Source organism: Streptomyces sudanensis (assembly GCF_023614315.1).
GTDB classification, from domain to species: domain Bacteria; phylum Actinomycetota; class Actinomycetes; order Streptomycetales; family Streptomycetaceae; genus Streptomyces; species Streptomyces sudanensis.
In genome coordinates, this window is sequence record NZ_CP095474.1 from 1781126 (window position 1) to 1806209 (window position 25084).

Here is a 25084-nt window from a genome sequence, read left to right on the forward strand (position 1 = left end):
TAAACCTGAAAGGGGTGGCGGCCCCCGTACCACCCGNCCGCGCCGCAGCCCGCGTACGGCTACCCGCACCCGGCTCCCCCTCCGGCCCCGCCGGCCGCCGGGGCGCCCGTGCCGGACCCGGACTTCCGGCTCCCGCCGATGGGCCCGCAGTTCCAGCACTGAGCCCCGCACCGGGACGCGGTAGGGGACCCGGTACGGGGCGGCGCGGCGGCCGTCAGTGCGCCCCGGTCTTGAAGCCGCGGCCCCACTGCATGCCCCAGCCGTACATGCGGTCCAGCTCGCCCTGGAAGCCGTAGACGAACTTCACCTCGCGCCGCACCAGCAGCTCGCCCTTGACGTTCTCCAGCAGGAAGACCGCGCAGGAGCGTGCTTCGGGGGCGCGCTCGTCGAGCTCTATCTCGACGCGCGGGCCGCTGCTCGGGTGGAGCGTCATCGTGGCGTGGGTGCGGTCGAATGCCGGCGTCTGGTCGTAGATGTAGACGAAGAACAGCAGCCGTTTGATGTCGTCGCGGTGGTCGAGGTTGACGAAGATCGTCTCACCGGACGGCGAGCCGAACCGGTCGTCGCCGCTGAGCTTCACGTACGGCGGGTCGTTGAGGTCGCCGAAGTAGCCGCCGAGCGGCTGGACGACGCCCTTGGTGCCGTCGGCCAGCTCGTACAGGCACCCGATGTCCAGGTCGACGTTGGTCACCGCCCGGGTGTGGGCCTGGACCGGTTCGGGCCGGAAGAACTTCAGCGGGCGCCGCAGCAGGCGGCCGCCCTGCAGGGGCCGGTCGTCGACGTCGGACGTGCGCATCTTCCACGAGAGGTTGACGCGCAGGTTGCCGGTCGCCGCGCCCTGCTTGGTCAGCGAGACCGTCGGGCGCCGCCGGGTCAGGCCGATCGCGTGGGTCATGGCGCCGCCCGAGTCGAACTGCGCCGCCCTGTCCTGCCGCAGGCCGTTCCAGAAAGCCATGCCACCCCCAAGGTGTCCGGATACGCGGCGGGGCGGCCGGGAGGACCCGGCCGCCCCGTCCAGAAGCGTTCCGCATCGCCGGAGCGGTCACACCCCGGTCCCATGCAGTGGTCGTCACACCCCGGACGGTACTCCGGTCTTCTCCCCCGGGCCCCCGACCGCCCCTGCGCGCTTGTTGCGGCGGAGCGAGGAGAGGAAGGACGCGGCGATGAGGAGCACGCCGACGGAGCCGGTGACGATCTCGCTGATCTCGTGCTGGATGGTGATCAGCAGGATCGCGGCGAGGGCGCCGATGGCGTAGTGGGCGCCGTGCTCCAGGTACACGTAGTCGTCGAGCGTGCCCTCGCGGACCAGGTAGACGGTGAGCGACCGGACGTACATGGCGCCGATGCCCAGGCCGAGCGCCATCCAGAAGATGTGGTTGGTGATGGCGAAGGCGCCGATGACACCGTCGAAGGAGAACGAGGCGTCGAGGACCTCCAGGTACAGGAAGAGGAAGAACGCGGCCTTGCCGGCGAGGCCGACCGCGGAGACCGGCCTGCCCTGCTGCTTGGCCTTCTCCTCCTCCTCGTGCTCCCGCTCCTCCTCTTCCTCCAGCTTGTTCTCGAAGTAGCCGGAGAGGCCGCCGACGATCAGGTAGGTGATCAGGCCGGCGATGCCGGAGAGCAGCACCGTGGCGGACTTGTCGGCGTGGCCGGTGCTGGTGTGCGCCTCGGTGGCGAAGGTGACCGCGCTGACGAGCAGGATGATGAGCGCGATGCAGACCGACAGCATGTCGATCTTGCCCAGCTTGGCGAGCGGACGCTCCAGCCAGGCCAGCCACTTGTGCTCGCGCTCCTCGAAGACGAAGTCGAGGAAGATCATCAGCAGGAACATGCCGCCGAAGGCGGCGATGGCCGCGTGCGCGTCGGTGACCAGGTTCTCGTACTGCTTCGGCTGGTCGAGCGCCAGCTGCACGGCTTCGATGGGGCCGACCTTGGCGCTGATCGCGACGATGACGACCGGGAAGACCAGCCGCATGCCGAACACCGCGATCAGGATGCCGATCGTCAGGAAGATCTTCTGCCAGAAGGCGTTCATCTTCTTGAGGATTCCGGCGTTGACGACCGCGTTGTCGAAGGAGAGGGAGATCTCGAGGATCGACAGGATCAGTACGATCCCGAAGGCCTCCCACCCCCACTGCCAGGCGGCGAAAGCGAGGCCGGCCGCCGTGACGGCGAACGACCAGCCGAAGGTTTTCAGAACCACTGACTACCCAATCGTGTTGGGGGTCCCCCCGGGCGAGGACTGCGGGAGGGTCTCCTCCGCGCCGATTGCGCCGGGCCTTGAACGAACCCTGAGACGAGCTTTACGAAACATTGACCCCGAAGTCTAGAGCGATGCCCCTCAGACCGGACGCGTACCCCTGCCCCACGGCCCGGAACTTCCACTCGCCGCCGTAGCGGTACAGCTCGCCGAAGATCATCGCCGTCTCCGTCGAGGCGTCCTCGCTCAGGTCGTAACGGGCCAGCTCCTGGCCGTCGGCCCGGTTGACGACCCGGATGAACGCATTGCTGACCTGCCCGAACGTCTGGCCCCGGTTGTCGGCCTCGTGGATCGAGACCGGGAAGACGATCTTGTCGACGTCGGCCGGGACCTTGCCCAGGTCGACGAGGAGGGACTCGTCGTCGCCGTCCCCCTCGCCGGTGAGGTTGTCACCGGTGTGCTCGACGGAGCCGTCGGGGCTGGTGAGGTTGTTGTAGAAGACGAACCACTCGTCGCCGAGGACCCTGCCGGACCGGCAGAGCAGCGCACTGGCGTCGAGGTCGAAGGGCGCTCCGGTGGTGGAGCGCGCGTCCCAGCCGAGCCCGACCAGCACCTGGGTCAGGTCCGGTGCGGCCTTGGAGAGGGAGACGTTGCCTCCCTTGGCGAGCGTGACGCCCATGACGATGATCCTCCCCGGTGACGTGCTGCGTGCCATGCGTCCGCGTGCCGCACGGTGTCCGTGTGCGGTGCGGAAAGGGCGCGTCCGGCGCCGCACCGGGCGGTGCGGCGCCGGACGGAACTGCGGTACGGCTCAGACGTTCACGCCGAAGTCCTGCGCGATGCCGCGCAGGCCGGAGGCGTATCCCTGGCCGATGGCGCGGAACTTCCACTCCACGCCGTGGCGGTACAGCTCGCCGAAGACCATCGCGGTCTCCGTCGAGGCGTCCTCGCTCAGGTCGTAGCGGGCCAGTTCCTCGCCGTTGGCCTGGTTCACGACGCGGATGAACGCGTTGCGCACTTGGCCGAAGGACTGCTGGCGGTTCTCGGCGTCGTAGATCGAGACCGGGAAGACGATCTTGTCGACATCGGCCGGGACCGTCGCGAGGTTGACCTTGATCTGCTCGTCGTCGCCCTCGCCCTCACCCGTGAGGTTGTCACCGGTGTGCTCGACGGAACCGTCCGGGCTCTTCAGGTTGTTGAAGAAGACGAAGTTGCCGTCGGTGGCGACCTTGCCCTGGGCGTTCAGCAGCAGCGCGCTCGCGTCCAGGTCGAAGTCCGTACCGGTGGTGGTGCGGACGTCCCAGCCGAGACCGACCGTGACTGCGGTCAGGTTGGGCGCGGCCTTGGTCAGCGAGACGTTGCCGCCCTTGCTGAGGCTGACTCCCACGAGTCCCTCCATTGGTTTCCAGGGGCAGCGCCCCCGTCGTGCGTTGGCATCGGATCAACGACTGGATCCTAGTGAGGGGTTCCCGCCGCGGATACGCTCTTGCGCCGATGGACCGAGCGTTTCGGGCGGACGTGCGCGCGGGCGCGGGGCCCGCCGTCCCGCGGCGGTCGCCCCGCGTCCCGGGCGCATCAGAGGGCGTCGAGGGCCCTGACGTACTCGTCGAGGTCGCGGGCGTCGGGGAGGTCGTTGACGACCGTCCAGCGCACGACGCCCTCCTTGTCGATGATGAAGGTGCCGCGGACCGCGCACCCCTTCTCCTCGTCGAGGACGCCGTAGGCGCGGGAGACCTCGCCGTGCGGCCAGAAGTCCGACAGCAGCGGGTACTCCAGCCCCTCCTGCTCGGCGAAGACGCGCAGGGTGTGGATGGAGTCGTTGGACACGGCCAGCAGCTGGGTGTCCTCGTTGACGAAGCGCGGCAGCTGGTCCCGCAGGGCGCACAGCTCACCGGTGCAGACGCCGGTGAACGCGAACGGGTAGAAGAGCAGCACGACGTTCTTCTCGCCTCGGAAGTCGCCGAGCCGCACGGTGCGCCCGTGGTTGTCCTTCAGTTCGAAGTCCGGGGCCTTGGTGCCGACCTCGATCGCCATGGCAGAAGCATCCCTTCGGTGGGCGGATCGCTGGAGCCCCAGCCTACGCAACGGGGCCCCCGCCGATGTGCTCGGCGGGGGCCCCGGCTGCGGGAGCCGGCGGTCAGCGCTTGGGCTTGCCCGCCTTGGGGCTGACCAGGCGGCTGCCGACCCAGTCCTTGCCCGCGTTGATGCTCCGGGTCTGGGAGAGGCCGGCGGTCTGGGCGGCCTCGTTGATGTCGCTGGGCTCGATGTAGCCGTCACGCCCGGTCTTGGGCGTCATCAGCCAGATCTGGCCGCCCTCCTCGATCAGGCCGATGGCGTCCACCAGTGCGTCCGTGAGGTCGCCGTCCTCGTCGCGGAACCACAGCAGAACGACGTCGGCGACGTCGTCGTAGTCCTCGTCCACGAGTTCCTGGCCGATGACAGCCTCGATGTCCTCACGGAGTTCCTGCTCGACGTCGTCGTCGTAGCCGATCTCCTGGACCACCTGTCCGGGCTCGAACCCCAGCCTTGCGGCCGGGTTGGTCCGCTCCTCCGCGTGGTCCGCGGTCGCGCTCACGGCTTGCCTCCTGATCATGAATGGGAAAGTGCTCGAGCCGCGCGCATACGCGTGGCATGGGGCGTAGTCCACACGTGCTGGACGGATCGCGCAAGTACCCGGCGATCCAGACCGCCGAAACGGTGACTTTTGGGTCCGTCCTGCCGCAACTCCGGGTACCCGCCCTCCCGCGGCCATGACACGTGCCGCCCCTCTTGACCCACTTTAGGGGGTTGCACGCGCCGCGTCCCCGCCAGGGTGCCGCATCAGGCCCCGGACCGGTCGCCGGGCCGGGCGCCGGGCGCCCCCGCCGACGGGAATGCCCGGTTACCCCTCGGTAGAGATGACGCGGGCGCCCGTGGGGTAGACGATGGTGGCTACGCGACCGCAAAGCCGACACTCCGTCCCGCATGTCATCACCCGTAGACACATCGAACAGCGAAGGAACAGCGTGGCTTCCGGATCCGATCGCAATCCGATCATCATTGGCGGCCTTCCCAGCCAGGTCCCGGACTTCGATCCGGAGGAGACCCGGGAATGGCTCGACTCCCTCGACGCCGCCGTCGACGAGCGGGGACGGGAGCGGGCTCGCTACCTGATGCTCCGCCTGATCGAGCGTGCCCGCGAGAAGCGGGTGGCCGTGCCCGAGATGCGCAGCACGGACTACGTCAACACCATCGCCACCAAGGACGAGCCGTTCTTCCCCGGCAACGAGGAGATCGAACGCAAGATCCTCAACGCGACGCGCTGGAACGCGGCCGTCATGGTCTCCCGCGCACAGCGTCCGGGGATCGGCGTCGGCGGGCACATCGCCACCTTCGCCTCCTCCGCCTCCCTGTACGACGTGGGCTTCAACCACTTCTTCCGAGGCAAGGACGAGGGGGACGGCGGCGATCAGATCTTCTTCCAGGGCCACGCCTCCCCCGGCATCTACGCCCGGGCCTTCCTGCTGGACCGGTTGAGCGAGGCGCAGCTCGACGGCTTCCGCCAGGAGAAGTCGAAGCACCCGAACGGCCTGTCGTCGTACCCGCACCCCCGCTCGATGCCGGACTTCTGGGAGTTCCCGACGGTCTCCATGGGCCTGGGCCCACTGGGCGCCATCTACCAGGCGCGGATGAACCGCTACATGGAGGCACGGGGCATCGCGGACACCTCGCGCTCCCACGTGTGGGCGTTCCTCGGCGACGGCGAGATGGACGAGCCCGAGTCGCTGGGTCAGCTCACCCTGGCCGCGCGTGAGGGCCTCGACAACCTGACCTTCGTCGTCAACTGCAACCTCCAGCGCCTCGACGGTCCGGTCCGAGGGAACGGCAAGATCATCCAGGAGCTGGAGTCGGTCTTCCGCGGCGCCGGCTGGAACGTGATCAAGTTGATCTGGGACCGCTCCTGGGACCCGCTGCTGGCCCAGGACCGGGACGGCATCCTGGTCAACAGGATGAACACCACACCGGACGGGCAGTTCCAGACGTACGCCACGGAGTCCGGCGCGTACATCAGGGAGCACTTCTTCGGGGACGACCACCGGCTGCGCGCGATGGTCGAGGGAATGACCGATCAGCAGCTCCTCCACCTGGGACGCGGCGGCCACGACCACCGGAAGATCTACGCGGCGTACGCGGCGGCCAAGGCCCACGCGGGCCAGCCGACGGTGATCCTGGCCCAGACGGTCAAGGGCTGGACGCTCGGTCCGAACTTCGAGGGCCGCAACGCGACCCACCAGATGAAGAAGCTGACCGTCGACGACCTGAAGCGGTTCCGCGACCGGCTGCACCTGCCGATCCCCGACAGCGAACTGGAGTCCGGTCTTCCGCCGTACTACCACCCGGGCCGGGAGTCGGAGGAGATCCAGTACATGCACGACCGCCGCAAGGCCCTGGGCGGTTACGTGCCGACCCGGGTCGTGCGGTCGAAGCCGCTGGCACTGCCGGACGACAAGGCCTACGCGGCGGTGAAGAAGGGGTCGGGGCAGCAGTCGATCGCGACGACGATGGCGTTCGTGCGGCTGCTGAAGGACCTGATGCGGGACAAGGAGATCGGCAGGCGGTTCGTGCTGATCGCACCGGACGAGTACCGCACGTTCGGCATGGACTCGTTCTTCCCGAGCGCCAAGATCTACAACCCGCTGGGCCAGCAGTACGAGGCCGTGGACCGGGAGCTGCTGCTCGCCTACAAGGAGTCCCCGACCGGTCAGATGCTGCACGACGGCATCTCCGAGGCGGGCTGCACGGCGTCGCTGACCGCCGCCGGGTCGGCTTACGCCACCCACGGCGAACCCCTCATCCCGGTGTACGTCTTCTACTCGATGTTCGGTTTCCAACGGACCGGCGACCAGTTCTGGCAGATGGCCGACCAGTTGGCGCGCGGATTCGTGCTCGGCGCGACCGCCGGCCGGACGACGCTGACCGGCGAGGGCCTCCAGCACGCGGACGGCCACTCCCAGCTGCTGGCCTCGACCAACCCGGCGTGCGTCGCCTACGACCCGGCTTTCGGGTACGAGATCGCGCACATCGTCAAGGACGGGTTGCGGCGCATGTACGGCGCGTCCAAGGAGTACCCGCACGGCGAGGACGTCTTCTACTACCTGACCGTCTACAACGAGCCGATCCAGCACCCGGCGGAGCCGGCGGACGTCGACGCCGAGGGCATCGTCAGGGGCATCCACCGGTTCCGCACCGGCGATGCCGGCTCGATCCCGGCGCAGATCATGGCGTCCGGTGTGGCCGTTCCCTGGGCCGTGGAGGCGCAGCGGATCCTGGCCGAGGAGTGGGACGTCCGAGCGGACGTGTGGTCCGTGACGTCCTGGAACGAGCTGCGCCGCGACGCGGTGAAGGCCGAGGAGTACAACCTGCTGCATCCGGAGGAGGAGTCCCGCGTTCCGTACGTGACGCGCAAGCTGTCGAATGCCCAGGGTCCTTTCGTGGCCGTCTCCGACTGGATGCGATCGGTCCCGGACCAGATCTCGCGCTGGGTGCCGGGGCCGTACAACTCCCTCGGCACGGACGGCTTCGGCTTCGCGGACACACGTGGTGCCGCCCGCCGGTACTTCCACATCGACGCGCAGTCGATCGTGCTGGGTGTGCTGACGGAACTGGCGCGGCTGGGGAAGGTGGACCGATCCGCCCTGAAGCAGGCGGTGGACCGCTACCGGCTGCTGGACGTGTCGGCGGCCGACCCGGGTCCGGCGGGTGGGGACGCCTGAGACGCGCCACCGGGGGCCGGAGGGCGGGGGAACCCGGTCTTCCGGCCCCCTCCCGCGGTGCGCGGCGCGCGGCATTCGGCGACGCGCGCCTGCGGGGAGGAGCGTGGGTGCGGCCTCCTGCCGATCGCGGTTGCGGCGTCCGGTGCCGCAGGCACGGGACCGGGCGCCGCAACCACTGCGCGGCCGCCGGTCCACGTGTGGCGCACGCTCATGAGGCGGGTCGTGGGGGCGGTGCTCGCCGACAACCGCACCGCACGGGGTTGTCCGGCATCGTCGCGCCGGTTCTTCGTACGCGTTCACGGGGTGAACCTCCTGATGTGGAGCTCTCGTTGGCGCGGTTGCCGTGATCACGGCCGGTCGGCACTACGTCGGTGAAGCGGGGCCCGGAGGGCACCACGGGCACGCCTGACGAGGCGCGGCGGCACGTCCGGTCGCGCCCCGCTCACCGGACGACGCAGGTGGGACGGGTCGGACGGGGTGGAGCGGGGCACCCGAGCCTCGGGGAGCGCGGTGCGCCGACCCCTGTGTCCGAGCAGGTCCGCGGACCTGCGGCATCCGGGTCGAAGACCGGGTCGCCACTCGTCGGCAGCGGACCCGATGCCGACGGGCCGTCGAAAGCCACGTCGCCGATGGGACACCGCGGATGCCGCCAAGCGGTCCACTGCCCGGTTCGCCGGGGTGACCCCGGAGGACGATGCCGAGGGACGGCACCGGCCGTACCAGGGGGCCTTGGTGCGGGGAAGCCGCAGGCGGTACGGGCGGGGACGTGCGGGTCCGTGGGTGGCCTCCGGTGCCCTGGTCGCCGCTGCCGGCCCCGACGGGAGTCTCGTATCCGGTCGGGGCACGGGAAGCGGTGTCAGTTCTCCCAGATCTTGATGGCCCTTACCTGGTAGGGCGAACGCGGTACCCATGTGCCGCTGCCCGGGTAGGTCTCGAACTCGCCGGTCTCTCCGCAGGTGGCGGACTGGTAGGTGGTGACGGGCCGTCCCGTGCGGTTGGCGAGCGCCACCGCCGTGGTACCGGAGGGGAGCGCGACGCAGCTGTCGACGTCCGTGGTCGCCAGTTCGTGCGTCTGCCGCTTGCCCTTGAACGCCTCCTTCTCCCACAGGCAGAGCTGCCCGCTGCCGCACGGCCCGAGCGTGGGTGAGGCGGCACCGGCGGGTGCGGCACCGGTGGACAGTGCGGCGATGCTGATCGCGGCCATTCCCAGAACGGCGGTGACGAACAAGGACTTCGAGGACGTACGCATGTGACCCAACTCCCGATCGGTGACTCTCCGTGGCGATGTCTGACCCAAGCTTGACGCTGCGTGACCACCGAAAGGAAGGGGATTCGAGGGGATCCACCCGGATGGGTGAAGGCAGGGAGCGGGCGGATATGCAGAGGGCCCGGCACTGAGAAGTGCCGGGGCCCGTGACCTGCGGTTTCGTAGTCGGCGCCGTCAGGTCAGATGTGAACGCCGCCACCGCCCGCCTCGGCGTTGGCACCGCGTTTGGCGAAGGTCGCGACCAGGGCCGCGACGAGGGCCACGGCACCGGCGACGGTGAAGGCGAGGCCCATGCCGGACATGAACGTGTCGTGGATGACCTTGGTGATTGCACCCAGGGCGTCCGGCGTCATCCCGGGAGCCTCGGCGAGCTTCCGGGGGACGGTGCCGAACTCCGCCGCCTGTTCCAGTCCGGGAGCGGGCGGCACCGGGATGCCCGCGTCCTTCCAGTTGTCCGAGAACTCGGAGTCGACCTTGGAAGACATCACCGCACCGAGCACCGCCGTACCCAGCGCACCGCCGACCTGCATGGCGGCCTGCTGCAAACCCCCGGCCACACCCGAGAGCTCCAGCGGGGCGTTGCCGACGATGACCTCCGTCGCACCCACCATGACGGGAGCGAGACCCAGCCCCAGCAGGGCGAACCAGAGCGATGTGGCCAGCGTTCCGGTCCCCGGGGTGAGGGTGAGCATGCCGAACATCGCGCCCGCGGTGCAGAGCATGCCGCCAACCAGCGGGATGCGCGGACCGAACTTGGTGATCAGCACACCGGCGAGCGGCGAGGAGACGATCATCATGGCCGTGAGCGGCAGCAGGCGCAGGCCGCTGTCCACGGGGCTGAGGCCCTTGACCCCCTGGAGGTAGAACGTCACGAAGAACAGGCCGCCCATGAAGGCGAAGGCCATGAGGACCATGAGGACGACGCCCGCCGAGAGCGGGACGGAGCGGAACATGGCCAGCGGGACGAGCGGCTCGCGGATCCGGCTCTGCCAGGCGGCGAAGAGGCCGAAGAGGACGAGCGCGCCGATCAGGAAGCCCCATGTCCTGCCGCTGCCCCACCCCCAGCTCTCACCGGCCTTGATGATGCCCCAGATCAGGGACGCCATGGCTGCGGACAGCAGCACGATGCCCAGGACGTCGAAGGAGCGCGGCGCGTTCTGCGCCCTGTGGTCCTTCAGGATCACGAAGCCCAGGACGAGGGCCAGCGCGGCGACCGGCACGTTGATGAAGAACACGGACTGCCAGCTGACGTGTTCGACGAGCAGACCGCCGACGATCGGGCCACCCGCGGTGGAGGCCCCGATGACCATGCCCCAGATGCCGATGGCCATGTTGAGCTTCTCGGCGGGGAAGGTGGCGCGGAGCAGACCGAGCGCGGCCGGCATCAGCAGCGCGCCGAAGAGCCCCTGCAGGACACGGAAGGCGATGACCAGGGCGATGGATTCGGAGAGGCCGATGGCCGCGGAGGAGGCCGCGAAGCCGGCGATGCCGACGAGGAACGTCTGACGGTGGCCGAAGCGGTCACCGAGCTTGCCCGCCGTGATGAGCGCGACGGCCAGGGCGAGCAGGTACCCGTTGGTGATCCACTGGACGTCGGAGAGCGACGCGTCGAGGTCTCGCTGGATCGCGGGGTTGGCTATGGCGACGATCGTGCCGTCGAGCGCGACCATCATCACACCGACGGCGACGCTGAACAGCGTGAGCCATGGATGGCCCCGCAGTCTCCCGGATTGCGCGGGAAGGGGCTCAAGGTCCTGCGAGACCTTGTCGATGGTGGTCTGACCAGTCATACCGCGAGGCTAGTGACAGCCACTGACAATCAACAAAGCAATTCCGGCGCGGGTGATCGTTGCGTGGCTCACACCGAGGCGGCTCCGGTGAAGGGCTGGAAACGGGGGCGTGAAGTGACGGGTGGACAGCCCGCTCCGCGGAACGCCGTCGCGGGCCTGCGCGAACGGAGGGGACAGTACATCCGCACCGCCCTGCCCCCTGCCGTGCCGGAGTTCCTCACGGCCGAGGGCCACGAGGAGACGACGGTCTGCGGGACCGCCGAGGCCCCCGGAGCCTCGCAGCGAACCCTCTTCCGCCACTTCAGGAACATGCAGGAAGCCTGGCTTTCCCGTGCAGGACACGGCGGAACGTCACTTCACCCGGATTCCGAGTACGCCCCTTCCGGAGGAAGCCCCCTCCGACGCCCTGCGGAACTCCGCCCCCGACTACTGGGGCGCGATCGGCGCGGCATCACCGGGGTCGCCGCCGAGACCGCTCGCGGCCCGTCCGGGGCGCCCCCTCGAACCGAAGGAACACGTCGCCCGACCGGTCGCCGACCGGGAAGGACTCGACGTGGGCGCAGCCCCCGGCCCCGGATCGCCATCGCGTCCCTCGACAGCGCCATGAGCGCCGCCGGTCAACCGCGGAGTCGCGGGGTAGCGGGGTCGCGGGGAGGAGTCGAGCCCGGCCGCCCCCGGGGACCCTGACCGCGGCCTGCCCGCACCGCCTCGCCCCGGCGCTCGCCGTGGACCCCGGCGACGGAACACCGGCCCGGGGCGCCGGCTCGCCGGGCGCACCGGCGCGATGTGACCGCTCCCCTTCAGAGCCTCGCGCGAAGTGGCCCCAGGCGGGCGAAGTGGCCACGCCTTCCCCGAACTTGCCCCGCAAACCATGATCTACGTCACGTCAGGGCCGGATGTCGTGTGGACTCTTCTAAGGTGTCCCGCAGTGACTCCCACCATCGCCTCTCCGCTCACCATCTGGCGAACCCTGCTGGCCCTCGCGGTGACCTTCGTCCTCCTCGCCACGACGGGCTGGGCCGTCCCGCACCGCGCGCATGCCGCTCCGCCCGCCCCCTGGGACGCGGCTGTGGCGTCCTGGCGTGCCGATCGGATCGGCGGCCGCGCGCTTCCCGACCTCACGTCACCGCCGGCGGTCGTGAGCGTGTTCTTCGCCTCCCTCAGCCCCGTGCAGCGCATGCGGCTCGCCGCGAAGCACCCGCTCGTCGTCGGGAACCTCGCCGGGGTTCCGGTGACCCTGCGGTACCTCGCCAACCGGCACGCGCTCCGCCGGGCACTCGCCGCCGAACGGATCCGCGCCGCCGACCGCGGGCTCTCCCCCGAGGGCCGCCACGAGGCCGCGCGGCGGGCGCACCGGTTCTCCTCGCTCCTGTCCGGCGGACGCCTGATTCTCGCGTTCGATCCCTCGGGGCAGGGCCGGGTGGCGGAGGTGCTCGGCGACCTCGAGCGCGCCGAGCGGGTCTCGGTGGTCGTGCCCGGCGTCGACACTCATCTGCTCACCTTTGAGAAGACCGCTCACAGGTACACGGCCCCGCACGGGATGGCGAGATCCCTGTACGCCGCCGAGCGCGAGGCGGCACCGGGCATGCGGATCGCGGTCATCGCCTGGGCCGACTACACCTCGCCGACCGGCATCGGGGTGGACGCGGCGACCGGGCGGCTCGCCGCCGAGGGGTCCGTGCGGCTGGTCTCGCTGGTCAGGGCGCTGCCCGGCAGGTCGCGCGTCTCCTTGTTCTGCCACAGCTACGGCTCGGTGGTGTGTGGACTCGCCGCGCGCCGGCTGCCCGGGCGGGTCACCGACATCGCCGTGGCCGGCAGTCCCGGGATGCGGGCCGGGAGCGCGGCGGCACTCGGTACGCGGGCACGGGTGTGGGCCACGCGGGACGCCGACGACTGGATCGCCGACGTCCCGTACCTGGACGTCGGCGGATTGGGGCACGGCGCCGACCCGGTGGCCCCGGAGTTCGGGGCGCGACTGCTGTCGTCGGACGGCGCGTCGGGGCACGCCGGGTACTTCGTACCGGACACGGGCAGCCTGCGGAACTTCGCGGGGATAGGGGTCGGGGCCTACGACAGCGTGCGCTGTGCCGACGCGGCGAACACCTGCCGTGACGGAGTGCGCGGTGCCGTGCCGGTCTGATCCGTGCGGAAGTCGGACGGCACAGTCCTTTTCCACTCGTCTTCCAGGGGGCGACGCATGAGCGCACGCCGCATACGATGAGGCGCATGGGTGATGTGCTGGCCGGAATTCATGCCACCTGGACGTTCGAAACCGACGCCGTGCTCATCCGCTTCGAACGGGGGATCCGCGCGCCGAAGTTGTTCCAGACGCTCCGCGAAAGACGTGTTCCGCACGGAGCACTGGCGTCGGTGACGCTCTCTCCGGGCAAGCGGGGCACGGTGGTGCTGCGCGTCGTGCCACGCGCGGGTGCCGACCCGCTGATGGCAGTGGCGGACGGCCAGTTGAAGGAGGACTGCGACCCTTACCGGCTGGTACTTCCCGCTGGTCGGGAGGTGCTCGCCGAGTACTACGCGGACGAACTCCGGGCGGCCCTCGGGCCGGAGCGCGAGGAGCCGTCCGAACGGTTCCTGGTGACTGCTCCCGAGCCGCCGCTGCAGTTCAAGGCGTATGACGGCAAGGCTTCCTTCGATGGCCGGAATGTTTCCTTCCGGTGGTTCTGGACGGGAGCGTCGACCGCCAAGTGGAAGGCCGGCAACCAGTCCTTCGCGGTGAGCGACCTCAGCGGGGTGGAGTGGCGCTCGCCGGGGGAACTCGGCGGGTACCTGCGGTTGGTGCGGCGCGGCGCCGACGCGGCACCCGCCCAGCCCGATCAGGACCCGGCGGCGGTCGTCTTCGGCCTCGGCTACGGCCCGGTACACGAATCGCTCCCGTTCGCGGCCGCGGTGCTCCAGGCGGTGCAGAACACGGACCGCGCGGTGCCGCTGCCGGTCCCCGTGGCGGCTGGTCGGCGCGACCCGGCGGACATAGCGGACCGGATCAGGCATCTGGGGGATCTGCACCAGGCGGGCCTGGTGACGGACGACGAGTTCACGGCGAAAAAGGCCGAACTGCTCGCCGAGTTGTGACGGCGGGGCCTACGGCCCTCATACCGGAGTATGAGGTGGGAACCTGGCTCCCTGGTATGACGCCCGGAAGGCGACGCATGCCTAGGCTGGCGGGACCATGAGCAGCGTTCCCCCGCTCCCTCGCCCTCCGGAGGGCCCGCCCGCTTCCCCGCGGGCGGACTCCTTCCCCTTCCCGCCGAGGCCCGCGCCCGTATCCGGCGCCGCCGCGTCCGTCGGCCGGGCCCGGCGCTCGGCGGGCAGGGCGGTGCGCGCGGTCGGCGTGGCGCTGTCGACCCCCACCAAGGCGGGGGACCCCCTGTTCGGGCAGTCCGCGTCGCGGTGGGTGCGGCTCATGCCGTATGCGCTGGCACTGGCGCTCGTCTCGTCGCTGTTGCCGGTCACGGTCGTGGTGCTCGTCGACGACTACGGGGTGAGCGGCGGCATCGCCGGTCCTCTGGCCACGGCGCAGGTGGCGCCGCTGCTCCTGGCCGTGTCACGGCCGCTGCAGGCATGGTGGGTCGTCTTCGCCGCCGACGTGCTCGGTGCCCTGGTGACCATGGACGCGGGCGTCGTGGAGGGCCGGCCGTGGCCTTGGACGCCGATGGTCGTGGTGGGTTACCTGGGGCTGATGCTCGCCGTGGGACTGCGCGAGCAGCGACGGGCCCTGGTGGGCGTGTGGCTGATGACCGGCGCCGCCGGGTTCGCGTTGGAGCTGTTCGGCGGGGCGGACGGTGACGGCATCCACCTGGTGCTCTTCGTGCTGAGCGGTGTCGTCCTGCTGATAACCGGCATGTTCCGGGAGCGCGGCGACGCCCAGCGGCGGCTCGTGGAACAGGAGACCATCAGTGAAGCCGAGCGTTCCCGGCGGACGCTGCTGGAGGAAAGGGCCCGCATCGCCCGCGAGTTGCACGACGTGGTGGCCCACCACATGTCGGTGATCACCGTGCAGGCGGATTCGGCACCGTACCGGATCGAAGGACTTCCGGAGGCCGCGCGCGAGGAGTTCTCGTCCATAGCTGCGTCGGCGCGGGAGTCCCTGGCCGAGATGCGGCGGCTGCTGACGGTGCTGCGCAGCGAGAACACGGAGGGCGAGCGGGCGCCCCAGCCCGGGATCGACCGGGTGCAGCAGCTCGTCGAGGCGACGATACGGGCGGGGTTGCCGGTGGAGCTGTCGCTGGCGGCGGATCTGGGGGCCGTGCCCCAGGCCGTGGACCTCTCGGCCTACCGGATCGTGCAGGAGGCCCTGTCCAACGTGGTGCGGCACGCCCCGGGTGCCCGGACGCGGGTGTCCGTGTCACGGTCGCCCAACCTGGAGTGGTTGATCGTCCTCGTGGTCAACGGCCCGCCGACGGAACCGACTCCGTCGCTGGAGGCATCCGGGACGGGCCACGGTCTGATCGGCATGCGGGAGCGCGTACGGTTGACCGGCGGAATGCTCGACACCGGGCCGCTGCCGGACGGCGGCTTCCGCGTGGCGGCGCGGTTGCCGCTGATCGCAGCGCTTCCCCGGCATGCCGGAAAGGGCCCCTCATGACCATCCGTGTGATCATCGTCGACGACCAGGCCATGGTACGGGCGGGATTCGCCGCCCTGCTGTCGGCGCAACCCGACATCGATGTCGTGGGCGAGGCTCCGGACGGCCGGGCCGGCGTCGAGGTGGGCAGGTCCGCGCACCCGGACGTGGTGCTGATGGACGTGCGCATGCCGGAGATGGACGGACTGGCCGCGGCACGCGAGCTGCTGAACCCTCCGCCCGGGGTGACGCACCGGCCGAAGGTCCTCATGCTGACGACGTTCGACGTGGACGATTACGTGTACGAGGCGCTGCGCGCCGGAGCGTCGGGCTTCCTCCTCAAGGACGCCCCGCCCGCCGACCTGATCGCCGCCGTGCGGGTGGTGGCGGGGGGCGAGGCGCTGCTCGCCCCGTCGGTGACGCGGCGGCTGATCGAGGACTTCGCCGCCCGGCGGCCCGCCCGCAGGGAGCGCTCGGTGCGGTTGAACGGGCTGACGCCGCGCGAGACGGAGGTCCTGGAGCTGGTCGCACGGGGACTTTCCAACCAGGAGATCGCCGCACACCTGGTCCTCGCCGAGCAGACGGTGAAGACGCACATCGGGCGCGTCCTGGCCAAGCTCGGTCTGCGCGACCGGGCGCAGGCGGTGGTGTTCGCCTACGAGTCCGGTCTCGTCACGCCGGGCGAGACGGTCTGACGGGGCCGCACACCCGGCACATCCGCCGCGCCCGTCCGCGGTGTCGGTGTAGGACACCCCCTACTCCGGTATCAGTCGGCGGTTGGCTCCACAGGGTGACGATCGCCCGGGTGCCGTCCTCCTACCTTCCCTCTCGTCACACCGCACGAGGTGGAGGAGGGGGACGCCATGCGTCGTTACAAGAGGGCCCTGCTGGCCGTCGCACTGGCGACGACGGCCGTCACGGGGACGGTCGGATGGGCCTCGGGGAGCACCCAGCAGGCCATGGCGGGCCCGCCACCGGGGTATTCGGCCTGGCTGGCCGACACCTCGCTGGGCCGGCCGCTGCCTGATCCCGCGCGAGCCGCGCCGGCCGAGGTGGCCTCGTTCTTCCGGAGCCTCGACGGACGGCAGCGGCACCGTCTGGTCCGGCGGCACCCGGGCGTGGTGGGCAACCTGGACGGGGCCCCGGTGTCCCTGCGGTACGAGGCCAACGCTCTTTCCGCGAGTCGTGACACCCGTTACGCCCACCTCGCCGACCGTCAGCTCCTCGTCTTCGACCCTCGTGGTCGCGGCCTGGTCGCGGAGGTCTTCGGGGAGTTGGAGCGCAGCCCTCATGTGGCGGTCGTGGTGCCGGGATCGGACGTCGACGCCGGATCGTACGACCGACCCGGTGACCCGTACGGCACGCCGGCCGGAATGGCCCGGCAGCTGCGTGCCGCGACGGGCGGACGCACGGCGGTGGTCGCCTGGGTCGGCTACACCACGCCGGTCGGAGTGGGGCTCGACGCGGCGACCGGCGGTCTCGCCGAGGCGGGGGCGAAGCGACTGGTCCGCTTCGCCGAAGGGCTCGTCTCGACGGGCAGCGCCGTCCCGTCGCTGTTCTGCCACAGCTACGGCTCCGTGGTGTGCGGGCTGGCCGCGACCGAGGTGAAGGCCAAGGACCTGGTGGTCTTCGGTTCTCCCGGCATGCGGGCGGCGAACGTCGCGGAACTGGGTACGGCGGCGCGGGTGTGGTCCGCCAAGGACCCGACCGACTGGATATCCAAAGTCCCCCATGTGACGTTCCTGGGGCTGGGACACGGCACCGACCCGGCGTCCGAGGCGTTCGGCGCCCGGCGGGTGCCCGCCGAAGACGCACGAGGCCACAGCGGTTACTTCGCCCCCGGCACCACCTCACTCCGCGTGTTCGCCGCGATCGCCCGAGGGGAGGCGGCGTGAAGTTCGCCGACCGCGTCGAACAGCTCACACCGGCTCACCGCGACCGGGCCGTCGACGGCTTGCGGGCGCTGGCCCTGCTGGCCGTGCCGACCGGGCACTGGTTGCTCGGCGGGTTCACCCTGGACGGCGAGGGGGGCGATCCACAACGCGAGTCCGTTGACGGCGTTCGGTTTCCTCGCGCCCGCCGGCTGGGTCCTGCAGATGCTGGGTGTCTTCTTCCTCGTCGGCGGTTACGCGTCGGTGCTCTCCTACCGGCGTCGGCCGGGCGGTGCCGGGGAGTGGCTGCGTGGCAGGGTCGCCCGGCTCGGCCGCCCCGTCCTGGGAGTCACCGCCGTGTGGGCCGTGCTGACAGCGGCGGGCTTTGCGGTGGGCATACCCGGTGACACCCTGCGGACCGGGGCGACACTGGTGGTACAGCCGCTGTGGTTCGTGGGTGTGTACACGGTGATCACCGCACTCACTCCCTGCTGTGTACGGGCCTCGCGTGCCATGGGCGCGTGGGCGGCGGCGCCGCTGCTCGGTTCCGTCGCCGTTGTCGACTTCCTGCGGTACGGCCCGTACGCCGATGACGTGCCGTCGTGGCTGGGTCTGCTCAATGTGCTGCCGGGCTGGTTGTTCGCCTACCAGCTCGGGGTGGCGTGGGGTGAACGCCGGATCGGCCGGCGAGGCGGGTGGACGCTGCTCCTGGGCGGTGCGGTGCTCTTCGCGATGCTGCTCGCCGTGTTCCACTACCCGGTCTCGATGGTCGGCGTGCCCGGCGAGGCGCGTACCAACTCGCACCCGCCGTCGCTGCTCGTCCTCGCGCTGGCGGCTGCCCAGAGCGGAGCCGCGATACTGCTGCGGGGCCGGCTCGGGGCGCTGCTGCGGCGGCCCGCCCTGTGGGCGCCGGTCGTGGTCGTCAACCTGTCGGCGATGACCATCCTGTGCTGGCACCAGACGGCGATGCTCGCGGTGGTCGTGCCTACGTCCCTGACGGCCGGTGAGGTTCCCGGCCTCACCACGGCACCGGACACGTTCGGCTGGGTGATGGCACGGGTGGCGTGGCTCCCGGTGTTCGCGGTGTTGTTGATGCTCGTGAGCCGGTACGCGCGGAGCTTCGAATCGCCGTGGACGGGAGCCACCAGGACGCGTCGCGCGGCGGCGGGCGTCCTGGCGGCCGGTTTCACGGCCTTCGCTCTGGGCCTGGCGTGAGGGGGTCGGAGGAGGTGCCGGTGGGCTACTCCTCCCGGGCTGCGGAGGTGAGGGACATGTCGGAATAGCGGCTGCCTGCCACCTGGGCGGCGATGGGGTCGAGGAGGTCGAGTTCGGAGCCGGTGAGGACGAGGCGGACGGCGGCGGCGTTCTCCAGGAGGCGGGCGCGGCTGCGGGTGCCGGGGATGGGGACGACGGGCAGGCCGTGCACGGCCGCGCGCTGCTGCACCCAGGCCAGGGCGACCTGGGCCGGGGTGGCGCCGTGGGCGGCGGCGATGGAGCGGACGGGTTCGAGGAGGGTGGCGTTGCGGCGGGCGTTGTCCCCGGAGAACCTCGGCTGGGAGCGGCGGAAGTCGCCTTCCGAGAGGTCCCTGGAGGCGTCGGCGAACGCCCCGGCGAGGAAACCGCGGCCGAGCGGGGAGTAGGGCACGAGCGCGACGCCCAGTTCGGCGGCGGCGGGGACGGCGCTCTGCTCCACGTCGCGGGAGAACAGCGACCACTCGGACTGCAGTGCGGCGATGGGGTGGACGGCGTGTGCCTCGCGCAGTTCCTCTCCGGTGACCTCGCTGAGGCCCAGGTGCTTCACCTTGCCTTCGCGCACGAGGTCGGCCATGGCTCCGACGGACTCGGCGAGCGGCACCACCGGGTCGCGGCGGTGCATGTAGTAGAGGTCGATGACGTCGACGCCGAGGCGGCGCAGGCTTCCCTCGACGGCGGACCTGATGTAGGAGGGGTCGTTGCGGACGGACCGGTGCGAGGGGTCCTCGGTACGGACGATGGAGAACTTGGTGGCCAGGGTGATCCGGTCGCGGTGGGCGGCGACGAACGGGGCGAGGAACTCCTCGTTGGCTCCGCGCCCGTAGATGTCGGCGGTGTCGATGAGGGTGACGCCGGCCTCGAGGGCGGCGTCGAGGGTGTCGCGTGCGGCGGCCTCGTCGGTGTCGCCGTAGAACTCGCTCATGCCCATGGCACCCAGGCCCTGCACGCCGACCACGGGGCCCGTCGCGCCGAGTCGTACCTGGGGGATGGTCTGCTCGGAGGTCATCGTGCAGCCCTTTCCGGCGCCGGTCGGGCGCCCGTGTAGATGTCGATCTTGTAGTCGAGTACGGCGAGGGTTTCGTGGAGTTCGGTGATGCGGGACAGCACGTCGCGGCGGGTGGCTTCCAGCAGTTCGCGCCGCTCGTCGAAGGTGTGGTCGCCCGCGCGGACCAGTTCGGCGTAGCGGACCATCGCCGCGACGGGCATGCCGGTCAGCCGCAGTCTGCCGACCAGGGTGAGCCAGTCCAGGTCCCGGTTGGTGAAGCGGCGCTGGCCGGTGGCCGACCGGTCGACGTGGGGCATCAGCCCGATGCGCTCGTACCAGCGGAGGGTGTGGGCGGTGAGACCGGTCCAGGCTGCTGCCTCGCTGATGGTGTAGTGGTCCTGCCCGTCGGGACGGGGGTGGCGACGCGGTGGGGTGGCGCAGGCATCGGTGGTCCGGACGGCCGCCGGAGTGCTCTCGATCACCGTCATGCCCCCACGCTAGGACCTTCGAGCGTGCTCGAAGCAAGTGCCGCGGCGAGCAAGTACGCTCATCGGCATGCAGAGCCTGGCGATGATCGAGAACTGGCCCGTGCCGACCGCGGCCACCGCGGTGGTCCGTGCGGACGGCACCCTCGCGGGAGCCCACGGGCCGACGGGGCGGCGGTTCCCACTCGCCTCGGTGACGAAGCCGCTGGCGGCGTACGCCGTGCTCGTCGCCCACGAGGAGGGCGCCGTGGACCTCGACGAACCGGCCGGGCCGCAGGGGTCGACCGTGCGGCACCTCCTCGCGCACACGTCGGGGCTCGCCTTCGACGAGGACCGGGTGATGGCGGCGCCGGGCAGGCGGCGGATCTACTCGAACACGGGTTTCGAGGTACTGGCGGACCATGTGGCGAAGGCCACCGACATCCCCTTCGCCGAGTACCTGCGCCAGGCGGTGCTGGAGCCTCTCGGGATGACGGGGACGACGCTGGAGGGCTCGGCCGCGAAGGACGGCGTGTCGACGGTGGACGACCTCGTGCGGTTCGCCGCGGAGGTGCAGGCCCCCCGGTTGCTGGACCCGCGGACGGTGCTGGAGGCCATGACGGTCGCCCACCCGGGCCTGGACGGCGTCCTGCCCGGTTACGGGCACCAGCGGCCCAACGACTGGGGGCTGGGATTCGAGATCAGGGACGGAAAGTCGCCGCACTGGACGGGTGGTTCGTCGTCGCCGCGGACGTTCGGGCACTTCGGGCAGGCGGGCACGTTCCTGTGGGTCGACCCGGATGCCCGGGCGGCGTGCGTGACGCTGACGGACCGGCCCTTCGGGCCGTGGGCGATCGAGGCCTGGCCGCCGTTCACCGACGCGGTGCTCGCCGAACTGCGCCGGGGCACAAGCGCCTAAGAAGCCGGCGCCGGCCGGGCCATCTCCCAGAGCAGCACCTCGGCGGCCGTGGTGGCGGTCAGCCGCACGCCCCGCGCGTCGGTGATCCGGGCCGCGTCGCCCGCCGACAGCTCTGCCGGCTCGCCGTCGCCGGTGAGCCTGACGTCGCCCCGCACCACGTGCACGTACACGAAGTCCCCGTCCGGGACGGCCGTGTGCCCGCCGGCGCCCGGACGGCGTACGTGGAGCGTCGCGCCCGCGGCGGGCACCTCGTACGGCGTCGCGTCGGCGATGCGGCGGACGACCCCGTACGACGGGTGGCCGCCGGGCTCCAGCGGGGCGAGCCACATCTGGACGAAGACCAGCGGCACCGCGCCGTCGTTGCGCTCCACGTGCCGGACGCCGCCCGCGGAGCTCAGGTGCTGCACGTCGCCGGGGCGGAGCAGGGTCGCGTGCCCGGCCGAGTCGCGGTGCGTCAGCTCCCCCTCGACGACCCAGGTGACGATCTCGGTGTGGCTGTGCGGGTGTTCACCGAAGCCCGCGCCCAGGGCGAGCCGTTCCTCGTTGCAGGCGACGAGCGCGCCGAAGCGGAGGTTGTCCGGGTCGTAGTGCGGGCCGAACGAGAAGGCGTGCCGGGTGTCGATGCCGGCGCCCGGGTCGCCGCCCGGCCGGCGATCGCCGGCCCTGTGTACGAGCATCACAGGTCCAACGGTAGACCGGCTGGTCCGGCCGCCGTCACGATGAGGCAGTCTTGTCCCGTGCCCGATCCCTCAGTGAACGACGCCCACCCTCACGCGGCGACCCTCAAGCGACTCGAGCAGTCGTCCGGGAGGCTCGCCGCCAGCGCCATCGCCCGCATGGACGAGACGCTGCCGTGGTACCGGGCGATGCCCCCGGAGAACCGGTCCTGGATCGGCCTGGTGGCGCAGGCCGGCATCGCCGCGTTCACCGAGTGGTTCCGGCGCCCGGAGGCCCCGCAGGCGATCTCCACCGACGTGTTCGGCACGGCGCCGCGCGAGCTGACCCGGGCGATCACCCTGCGCCAGACCGTCGAGATGGTCCGTACGACCATCGAGGTCATGGAGTCGGCGATCGAGGAGGTCGCCGCTCCCGGCGACGAGTCCGTGCTCCGCGAGGCGCTGCTCGTCTACGCGCGGGAGATCGCCTTCGCGACGGCGCAGGTGTACGCGCAGGCCGCCGAGGCCCGCGGTGCGTGGGACGCGCGCCTGGAGTCCCTCGTCGTGAACGCGGTGCTGTCCGGCGAGGTCGACGAGGGCGCGGTCAGCAGGGCCGCCGCCCTCGGCTGGAACTCGCCGGAGCACGTGTGCGTGATCCTCGGCACCGCCCCGGACGGTGACAGCGAGCTGACCGTCGAGGCGATCCGGCGTGCCGCCCGCTACGCGAAGCTCCAGGTCCTCACCGGTGTGCTCGGCGACCGCCTCGTGGTGATCGCGGGGGGCAGCGACAATCCGCTGGCCGTGGCGAAGGCGCTGATCGGCCCGTACGCGGCGGGGCCCGTCGTGGCCGGTCCGGTGGTGCCGGACCTGCTGGCGGCGACCCGGTCCGCGCAGGCGGCGGCGGCCGGGCTGAAGGCGTGCTCCGCCTGGCAGGACGCGCCCCGGCCGGTTCTCGCGGACGATCTGCTGCCGGAGCGCGCGATCGCCTCGGACCCCTCGGCGCGCGAGCAGTTGGTGGAGGAGATCTACAGGCCGCTCGAAGAGGCCGGCTCGGCTCTGCTGGAAACCCTGAGCGTGTACCTGGAGCAGGCCAGTAGCCTTGAGGGAGCCGCGAGGATGCTGTTCGTGCACCCCAACACCGTGCGCTACCGGCTTCGACGTGTGACCGATGTCACGGGTTGGTCACCGTCCGACGTGCGGTCGGCCTTCACACTGCGTATCGCGCTGATCCTGGGGCGTCTGACCGACAGCGAGACACAGCTCTAGGGTTTTGTGGGGGATCAACAATTCACCCGACGGTTCTTCGTGCCAGTCCTCACGGGCGTTCAGGACCGTCCACAAGAGAGAGTGTGAGAGTGCTCGTACTCGTCGCTCCCGGCCAAGGCGCTCAGACGCCCGGCTTCCTGACTCCCTGGCTCGATCTTCCGGGCGCCGCCGACCGTGTCGGCGCGTGGTCGGAGGCCATCGGACTGGACCTGGCCCACTACGGCACGAAGGCCGACGCGGAGGAGATCCGCGACACCTCGGTCGCCCAGCCGCTGCTGGTGGCCGCGGGCCTGCTCTCCGCCGCCGCGCTCGGCGAGGCCGTCCCGGACGTGGTCGCGGGCCACAGCGTCGGCGAGATCACCGCCGCCGCGTTCGCCGGCGTCCTCGACGACACGGCGGCGCTGCGCCTCGTGCGCGCCCGGGGTCTGGCGATGGCCGAGGCCGCCGCCGTGACCCGCACCGGCATGTCGGCGCTGCTCGGCGGCGACCCCGAGGTCACCCTGGAGCACCTTCGTAAGCTCGGCCTGACCGCGGCGAACGTCAACGGCGCCGGCCAGATCGTCGCCGCCGGCACCGAGGAGCAGCTGGCCGCGCTGGCGGAGGACAAGCCCGAGGGGGTCCGCCGGGTGATGCCGCTCAAGGTCGCCGGCGCGTTCCACACGCACCACATGGCGCCCGCCGTGGCCGAGTTGGAGAAGGCCGCCCGGGACGTCGCCCCGGCGGACCCGAAGGTCGTCTACGTCTCCAACAAGGACGGGCAGGCCGTCGCCACCGGCGCCGAGGTCGTCACCCGGCTCGTGGGCCAGGTGGCCAATCCGGTCCGCTGGGACCTGTGCATGGAGACGTTCCAGCGGCTCGGCGCGACCGCGCTGGTCGAGGTGTGCCCGGGCGGCACCCTGACCGGTATCGCCAAGCGGGCCCTTCCCGGCGTCGGAACTCTCGCGCTCAAGACCCCCGACGACCTCGACGCGGCGCGGGCGCTCATCGCCGAGCACGCCGGCGTCGTCTCCTGAACCGGAGCAAGGAGCCAGAGAGCATGGCGAAGATCAGGCCCAGCAAGGGAGCCCCGTACGCGCGCATCCTGGGTGTCGGCGGCTACCGTCCGACCCGTGTCGTGCCGAACGAGGTGATCCTGGAGAGGATCGACTCCTCGGACGAGTGGATCCGCTCGCGCTCCGGTATCGCGACCCGCCACTGGGCGTCGCCCGAGGAGACCGTAACCGCGATGTCGGTCGAGGCGGCGGGCAAGGCCCTCGCGGACGCCGGGATCGGCCCCGACCAGGTCGGCGGCGTCATCGTCTCCACCGTGTCGCACTTCAGGCAGACCCCCGCGGTCGCCACCGAGATCGCCGACAGGCTCACGTCGAGCCGGCCGGCCGCGTTCGACATCTCCGCGGGCTGCGCCGGCTTCGGGTACGGGTTGACCCTCGCGAAGGGCATGGTCGTCGAGGGGTCCGCCGAGTACGTCCTCGTGATCGGCGTGGAGCGGCTCAGCGACCTGACCGACCTGGACGACCGGGCCACGGCCTTCCTGTTTGGCGACGGCGCGGGCGCGGTCGTGGTCGGCCCGTCCGCGGAGCCCGCGATCGGCCCGACCGTCTGGGGCTCCGAGGGCGACAAGTCGGGGACCATCAAGCAGACCGTGCCGTGGACGGACTACCGCGACGGCACGGTGGAGAAGTTCCCCGCCATCACGCAGGAGGGCCAGGCGGTGTTCCGCTGGGCCGTCTTCGAGATGGCCAAGGTCGCCCAGCAGGCGCTCGACGCGGCCGGCATCACCGCGGCCGACCTGGACGTCTTCATCCCGCACCAGGCCAACATGCGGATCATCGACTCGATGGTGAAGACGCTGAAGCTGCCGGAGCACGTCACGGTCGCCCGCGACGTGGAGACCACCGGCAACACCTCGGCCGCCTCGATCCCGCTCGCGATGGAGCGGCTCCTGGCGACCGGGCAGGCGAAGAGCGGTGACACCGCACTCGTCATCGGCTTCGGGGCGGGGCTCGTCTACGCCGCGACGGTCGTTACCCTCCCCTGAGGCAACCGTTCCGATCTCCGTACGGGCGGAACGCCGTCACAT

21 protein-coding genes and 2 pseudogenes are annotated in these 25084 nt (G+C 71.1%); 12 read left to right on the top strand and 11 right to left on the bottom strand.

What is annotated here, in order from left to right; all coding sequences use genetic code 11:
• Positions 1 to 37: 37 nt before the first annotated feature.
• Positions 38 to 162, top strand: a pseudogene (locus tag MW084_RS08245) (TerD family protein); the annotation flags it as partial.
• Between the two features lie 52 nt (positions 163 to 214).
• Here the strand turns inward: MW084_RS08245 and MW084_RS08250 are convergent.
• The 6 genes from MW084_RS08250 to MW084_RS08275 all read right to left on the bottom strand — a co-directional run bounded on the left by MW084_RS08250 (position 215) and on the right by MW084_RS08275 (position 4775).
• Positions 215 to 955: a TerD family protein gene (locus MW084_RS08250; protein ID WP_010472187.1), complete on the bottom strand. Its 741-nt coding sequence runs from the start codon at positions 953 to 955 to the stop codon at positions 215 to 217.
• 114 nt (positions 956 to 1069) lie between these two features.
• Positions 1070 to 2203: a DUF475 domain-containing protein gene (locus MW084_RS08255; protein WP_010472186.1), complete on the bottom strand. Its 1134-nt coding sequence runs from the start codon at positions 2201 to 2203 to the stop codon at positions 1070 to 1072.
• Between the two features lie 100 nt (positions 2204 to 2303).
• A complete protein-coding gene (locus MW084_RS08260; protein WP_010472184.1) occupies positions 2304 to 2879 on the bottom strand; it encodes a TerD family protein in 576 nt (191 codons plus the stop codon).
• Between the two features lie 132 nt (positions 2880 to 3011).
• Positions 3012 to 3587, bottom strand: coding sequence for a TerD family protein (locus MW084_RS08265; RefSeq protein ID WP_010472181.1), 576 nt, complete (start codon positions 3585 to 3587; stop codon positions 3012 to 3014).
• A gap of 188 nt (positions 3588 to 3775) precedes the next feature.
• On the bottom strand, positions 3776 to 4234 hold the full coding sequence (locus MW084_RS08270) for a peroxiredoxin (RefSeq protein WP_010472180.1): 459 nt from the start codon (positions 4232 to 4234) through the stop codon (positions 3776 to 3778).
• Between the two features lie 103 nt (positions 4235 to 4337).
• Complete coding sequence (locus MW084_RS08275) at positions 4338 to 4775, bottom strand: DUF3052 domain-containing protein (protein WP_010472178.1); 438 nt, start codon at positions 4773 to 4775, stop codon at positions 4338 to 4340.
• 430 nt (positions 4776 to 5205) lie between these two features.
• Between MW084_RS08275 and aceE the strand changes: the two genes are divergently transcribed.
• Positions 5206 to 7953: a pyruvate dehydrogenase (acetyl-transferring), homodimeric type gene (gene aceE / locus MW084_RS08280; protein WP_010472176.1), complete on the top strand. Its 2748-nt coding sequence runs from the start codon at positions 5206 to 5208 to the stop codon at positions 7951 to 7953.
• A gap of 856 nt (positions 7954 to 8809) precedes the next feature.
• Here aceE and MW084_RS08285 read toward each other — a convergent pair.
• Both MW084_RS08285 and MW084_RS08290 read right to left on the bottom strand, forming a co-directional pair.
• The gene (locus tag MW084_RS08285) at positions 8810 to 9202 is read right to left on the bottom strand and encodes a peptidase inhibitor family I36 protein (protein ID WP_010472175.1); all 393 of its coding nucleotides are present in this window, start codon (positions 9200 to 9202) and stop codon (positions 8810 to 8812) included.
• A gap of 197 nt (positions 9203 to 9399) precedes the next feature.
• On the bottom strand, positions 9400 to 11010 hold the full coding sequence (locus MW084_RS08290) for an MFS transporter (RefSeq protein ID WP_029553618.1): 1611 nt from the start codon (positions 11008 to 11010) through the stop codon (positions 9400 to 9402).
• A gap of 928 nt (positions 11011 to 11938) precedes the next feature.
• Between MW084_RS08290 and MW084_RS08295 the strand changes: the two genes are divergently transcribed.
• From MW084_RS08295 to MW084_RS08320, 6 genes and pseudogenes are all read left to right on the top strand, one after another.
• Positions 11939 to 13150 carry an alpha/beta hydrolase gene (locus MW084_RS08295; protein ID WP_010472171.1) on the top strand — a complete coding sequence of 404 codons (1212 nt, stop codon included), beginning with the start codon at positions 11939 to 11941 and terminating at the stop codon, positions 13148 to 13150.
• A gap of 86 nt (positions 13151 to 13236) precedes the next feature.
• Positions 13237 to 14097: a DUF4429 domain-containing protein gene (locus tag MW084_RS08300; protein ID WP_010472169.1), complete on the top strand. Its 861-nt coding sequence runs from the start codon at positions 13237 to 13239 to the stop codon at positions 14095 to 14097.
• Between the two features lie 97 nt (positions 14098 to 14194).
• Entirely contained in the window at positions 14195 to 15610 is a 1416-nt protein-coding gene (locus MW084_RS08305; protein ID WP_078571846.1) for a sensor histidine kinase, read from the top strand.
• Positions 15607 to 16284, top strand: coding sequence for a response regulator (locus MW084_RS08310; protein WP_255115444.1), 678 nt, complete (start codon positions 15607 to 15609; stop codon positions 16282 to 16284). Before MW084_RS08305 ends, MW084_RS08310 begins: the two co-directional genes overlap by 4 nt.
• A 168-nt stretch (positions 16285 to 16452) precedes the next feature.
• Positions 16453 to 17484 carry an alpha/beta hydrolase gene (locus MW084_RS08315; RefSeq protein ID WP_010476301.1) on the top strand — a complete coding sequence of 344 codons (1032 nt, stop codon included), beginning with the start codon at positions 16453 to 16455 and terminating at the stop codon, positions 17482 to 17484.
• Positions 17481 to 18675, top strand: a pseudogene (locus tag MW084_RS08320) (acyltransferase family protein). Before MW084_RS08315 ends, MW084_RS08320 begins: the two are co-directional and overlap by 4 nt.
• 25 nt (positions 18676 to 18700) lie before the next feature.
• Here MW084_RS08320 and MW084_RS08325 read toward each other — a convergent pair.
• On the bottom strand, positions 18701 to 19720 hold the full coding sequence (locus MW084_RS08325) for an aldo/keto reductase (RefSeq protein ID WP_010476297.1): 1020 nt from the start codon (positions 19718 to 19720) through the stop codon (positions 18701 to 18703).
• The gene (locus MW084_RS08330) at positions 19717 to 20187 is read right to left on the bottom strand and encodes a MerR family transcriptional regulator (protein ID WP_010476295.1); all 471 of its coding nucleotides are present in this window, start codon (positions 20185 to 20187) and stop codon (positions 19717 to 19719) included. The genes MW084_RS08325 and MW084_RS08330 overlap by 4 nt, the downstream gene beginning before the upstream one ends.
• A 67-nt stretch (positions 20188 to 20254) precedes the next feature.
• Between MW084_RS08330 and MW084_RS08335 the strand changes: the two genes are divergently transcribed.
• Positions 20255 to 21082: a serine hydrolase domain-containing protein gene (locus MW084_RS08335; RefSeq protein WP_010476293.1), complete on the top strand. Its 828-nt coding sequence runs from the start codon at positions 20255 to 20257 to the stop codon at positions 21080 to 21082.
• On the opposite strand, the gene MW084_RS08340 is transcribed toward MW084_RS08335, so the two are convergent.
• Positions 21079 to 21759 carry a pirin family protein gene (locus MW084_RS08340; RefSeq protein ID WP_029553934.1) on the bottom strand — a complete coding sequence of 227 codons (681 nt, stop codon included), beginning with the start codon at positions 21757 to 21759 and terminating at the stop codon, positions 21079 to 21081. The two genes, MW084_RS08335 and MW084_RS08340, sit on opposite strands and share 4 nt — an antisense overlap.
• Before the next feature lie 60 nt (positions 21760 to 21819).
• Here MW084_RS08340 and MW084_RS08345 point away from each other — a divergent pair, with 60 nt between their 5' ends.
• The 3 genes from MW084_RS08345 (at position 21820) to MW084_RS08355 (ending at position 25042) form a co-directional block, all read left to right on the top strand.
• Positions 21820 to 23004, top strand: coding sequence for a PucR family transcriptional regulator (locus MW084_RS08345; RefSeq protein WP_255115437.1), 1185 nt, complete (start codon positions 21820 to 21822; stop codon positions 23002 to 23004).
• An 89-nt stretch (positions 23005 to 23093) separates the two neighbouring features.
• Positions 23094 to 24017, top strand: a complete 924-nt coding sequence (locus tag MW084_RS08350; RefSeq protein ID WP_010475379.1) for an ACP S-malonyltransferase — start codon at positions 23094 to 23096, stop codon at positions 24015 to 24017.
• A 23-nt stretch (positions 24018 to 24040) separates the two neighbouring features.
• Positions 24041 to 25042, top strand: coding sequence for a ketoacyl-ACP synthase III (locus tag MW084_RS08355; protein WP_010475375.1), 1002 nt, complete (start codon positions 24041 to 24043; stop codon positions 25040 to 25042).
• The last annotated feature ends 42 nt before the right edge of the window (positions 25043 to 25084 follow it).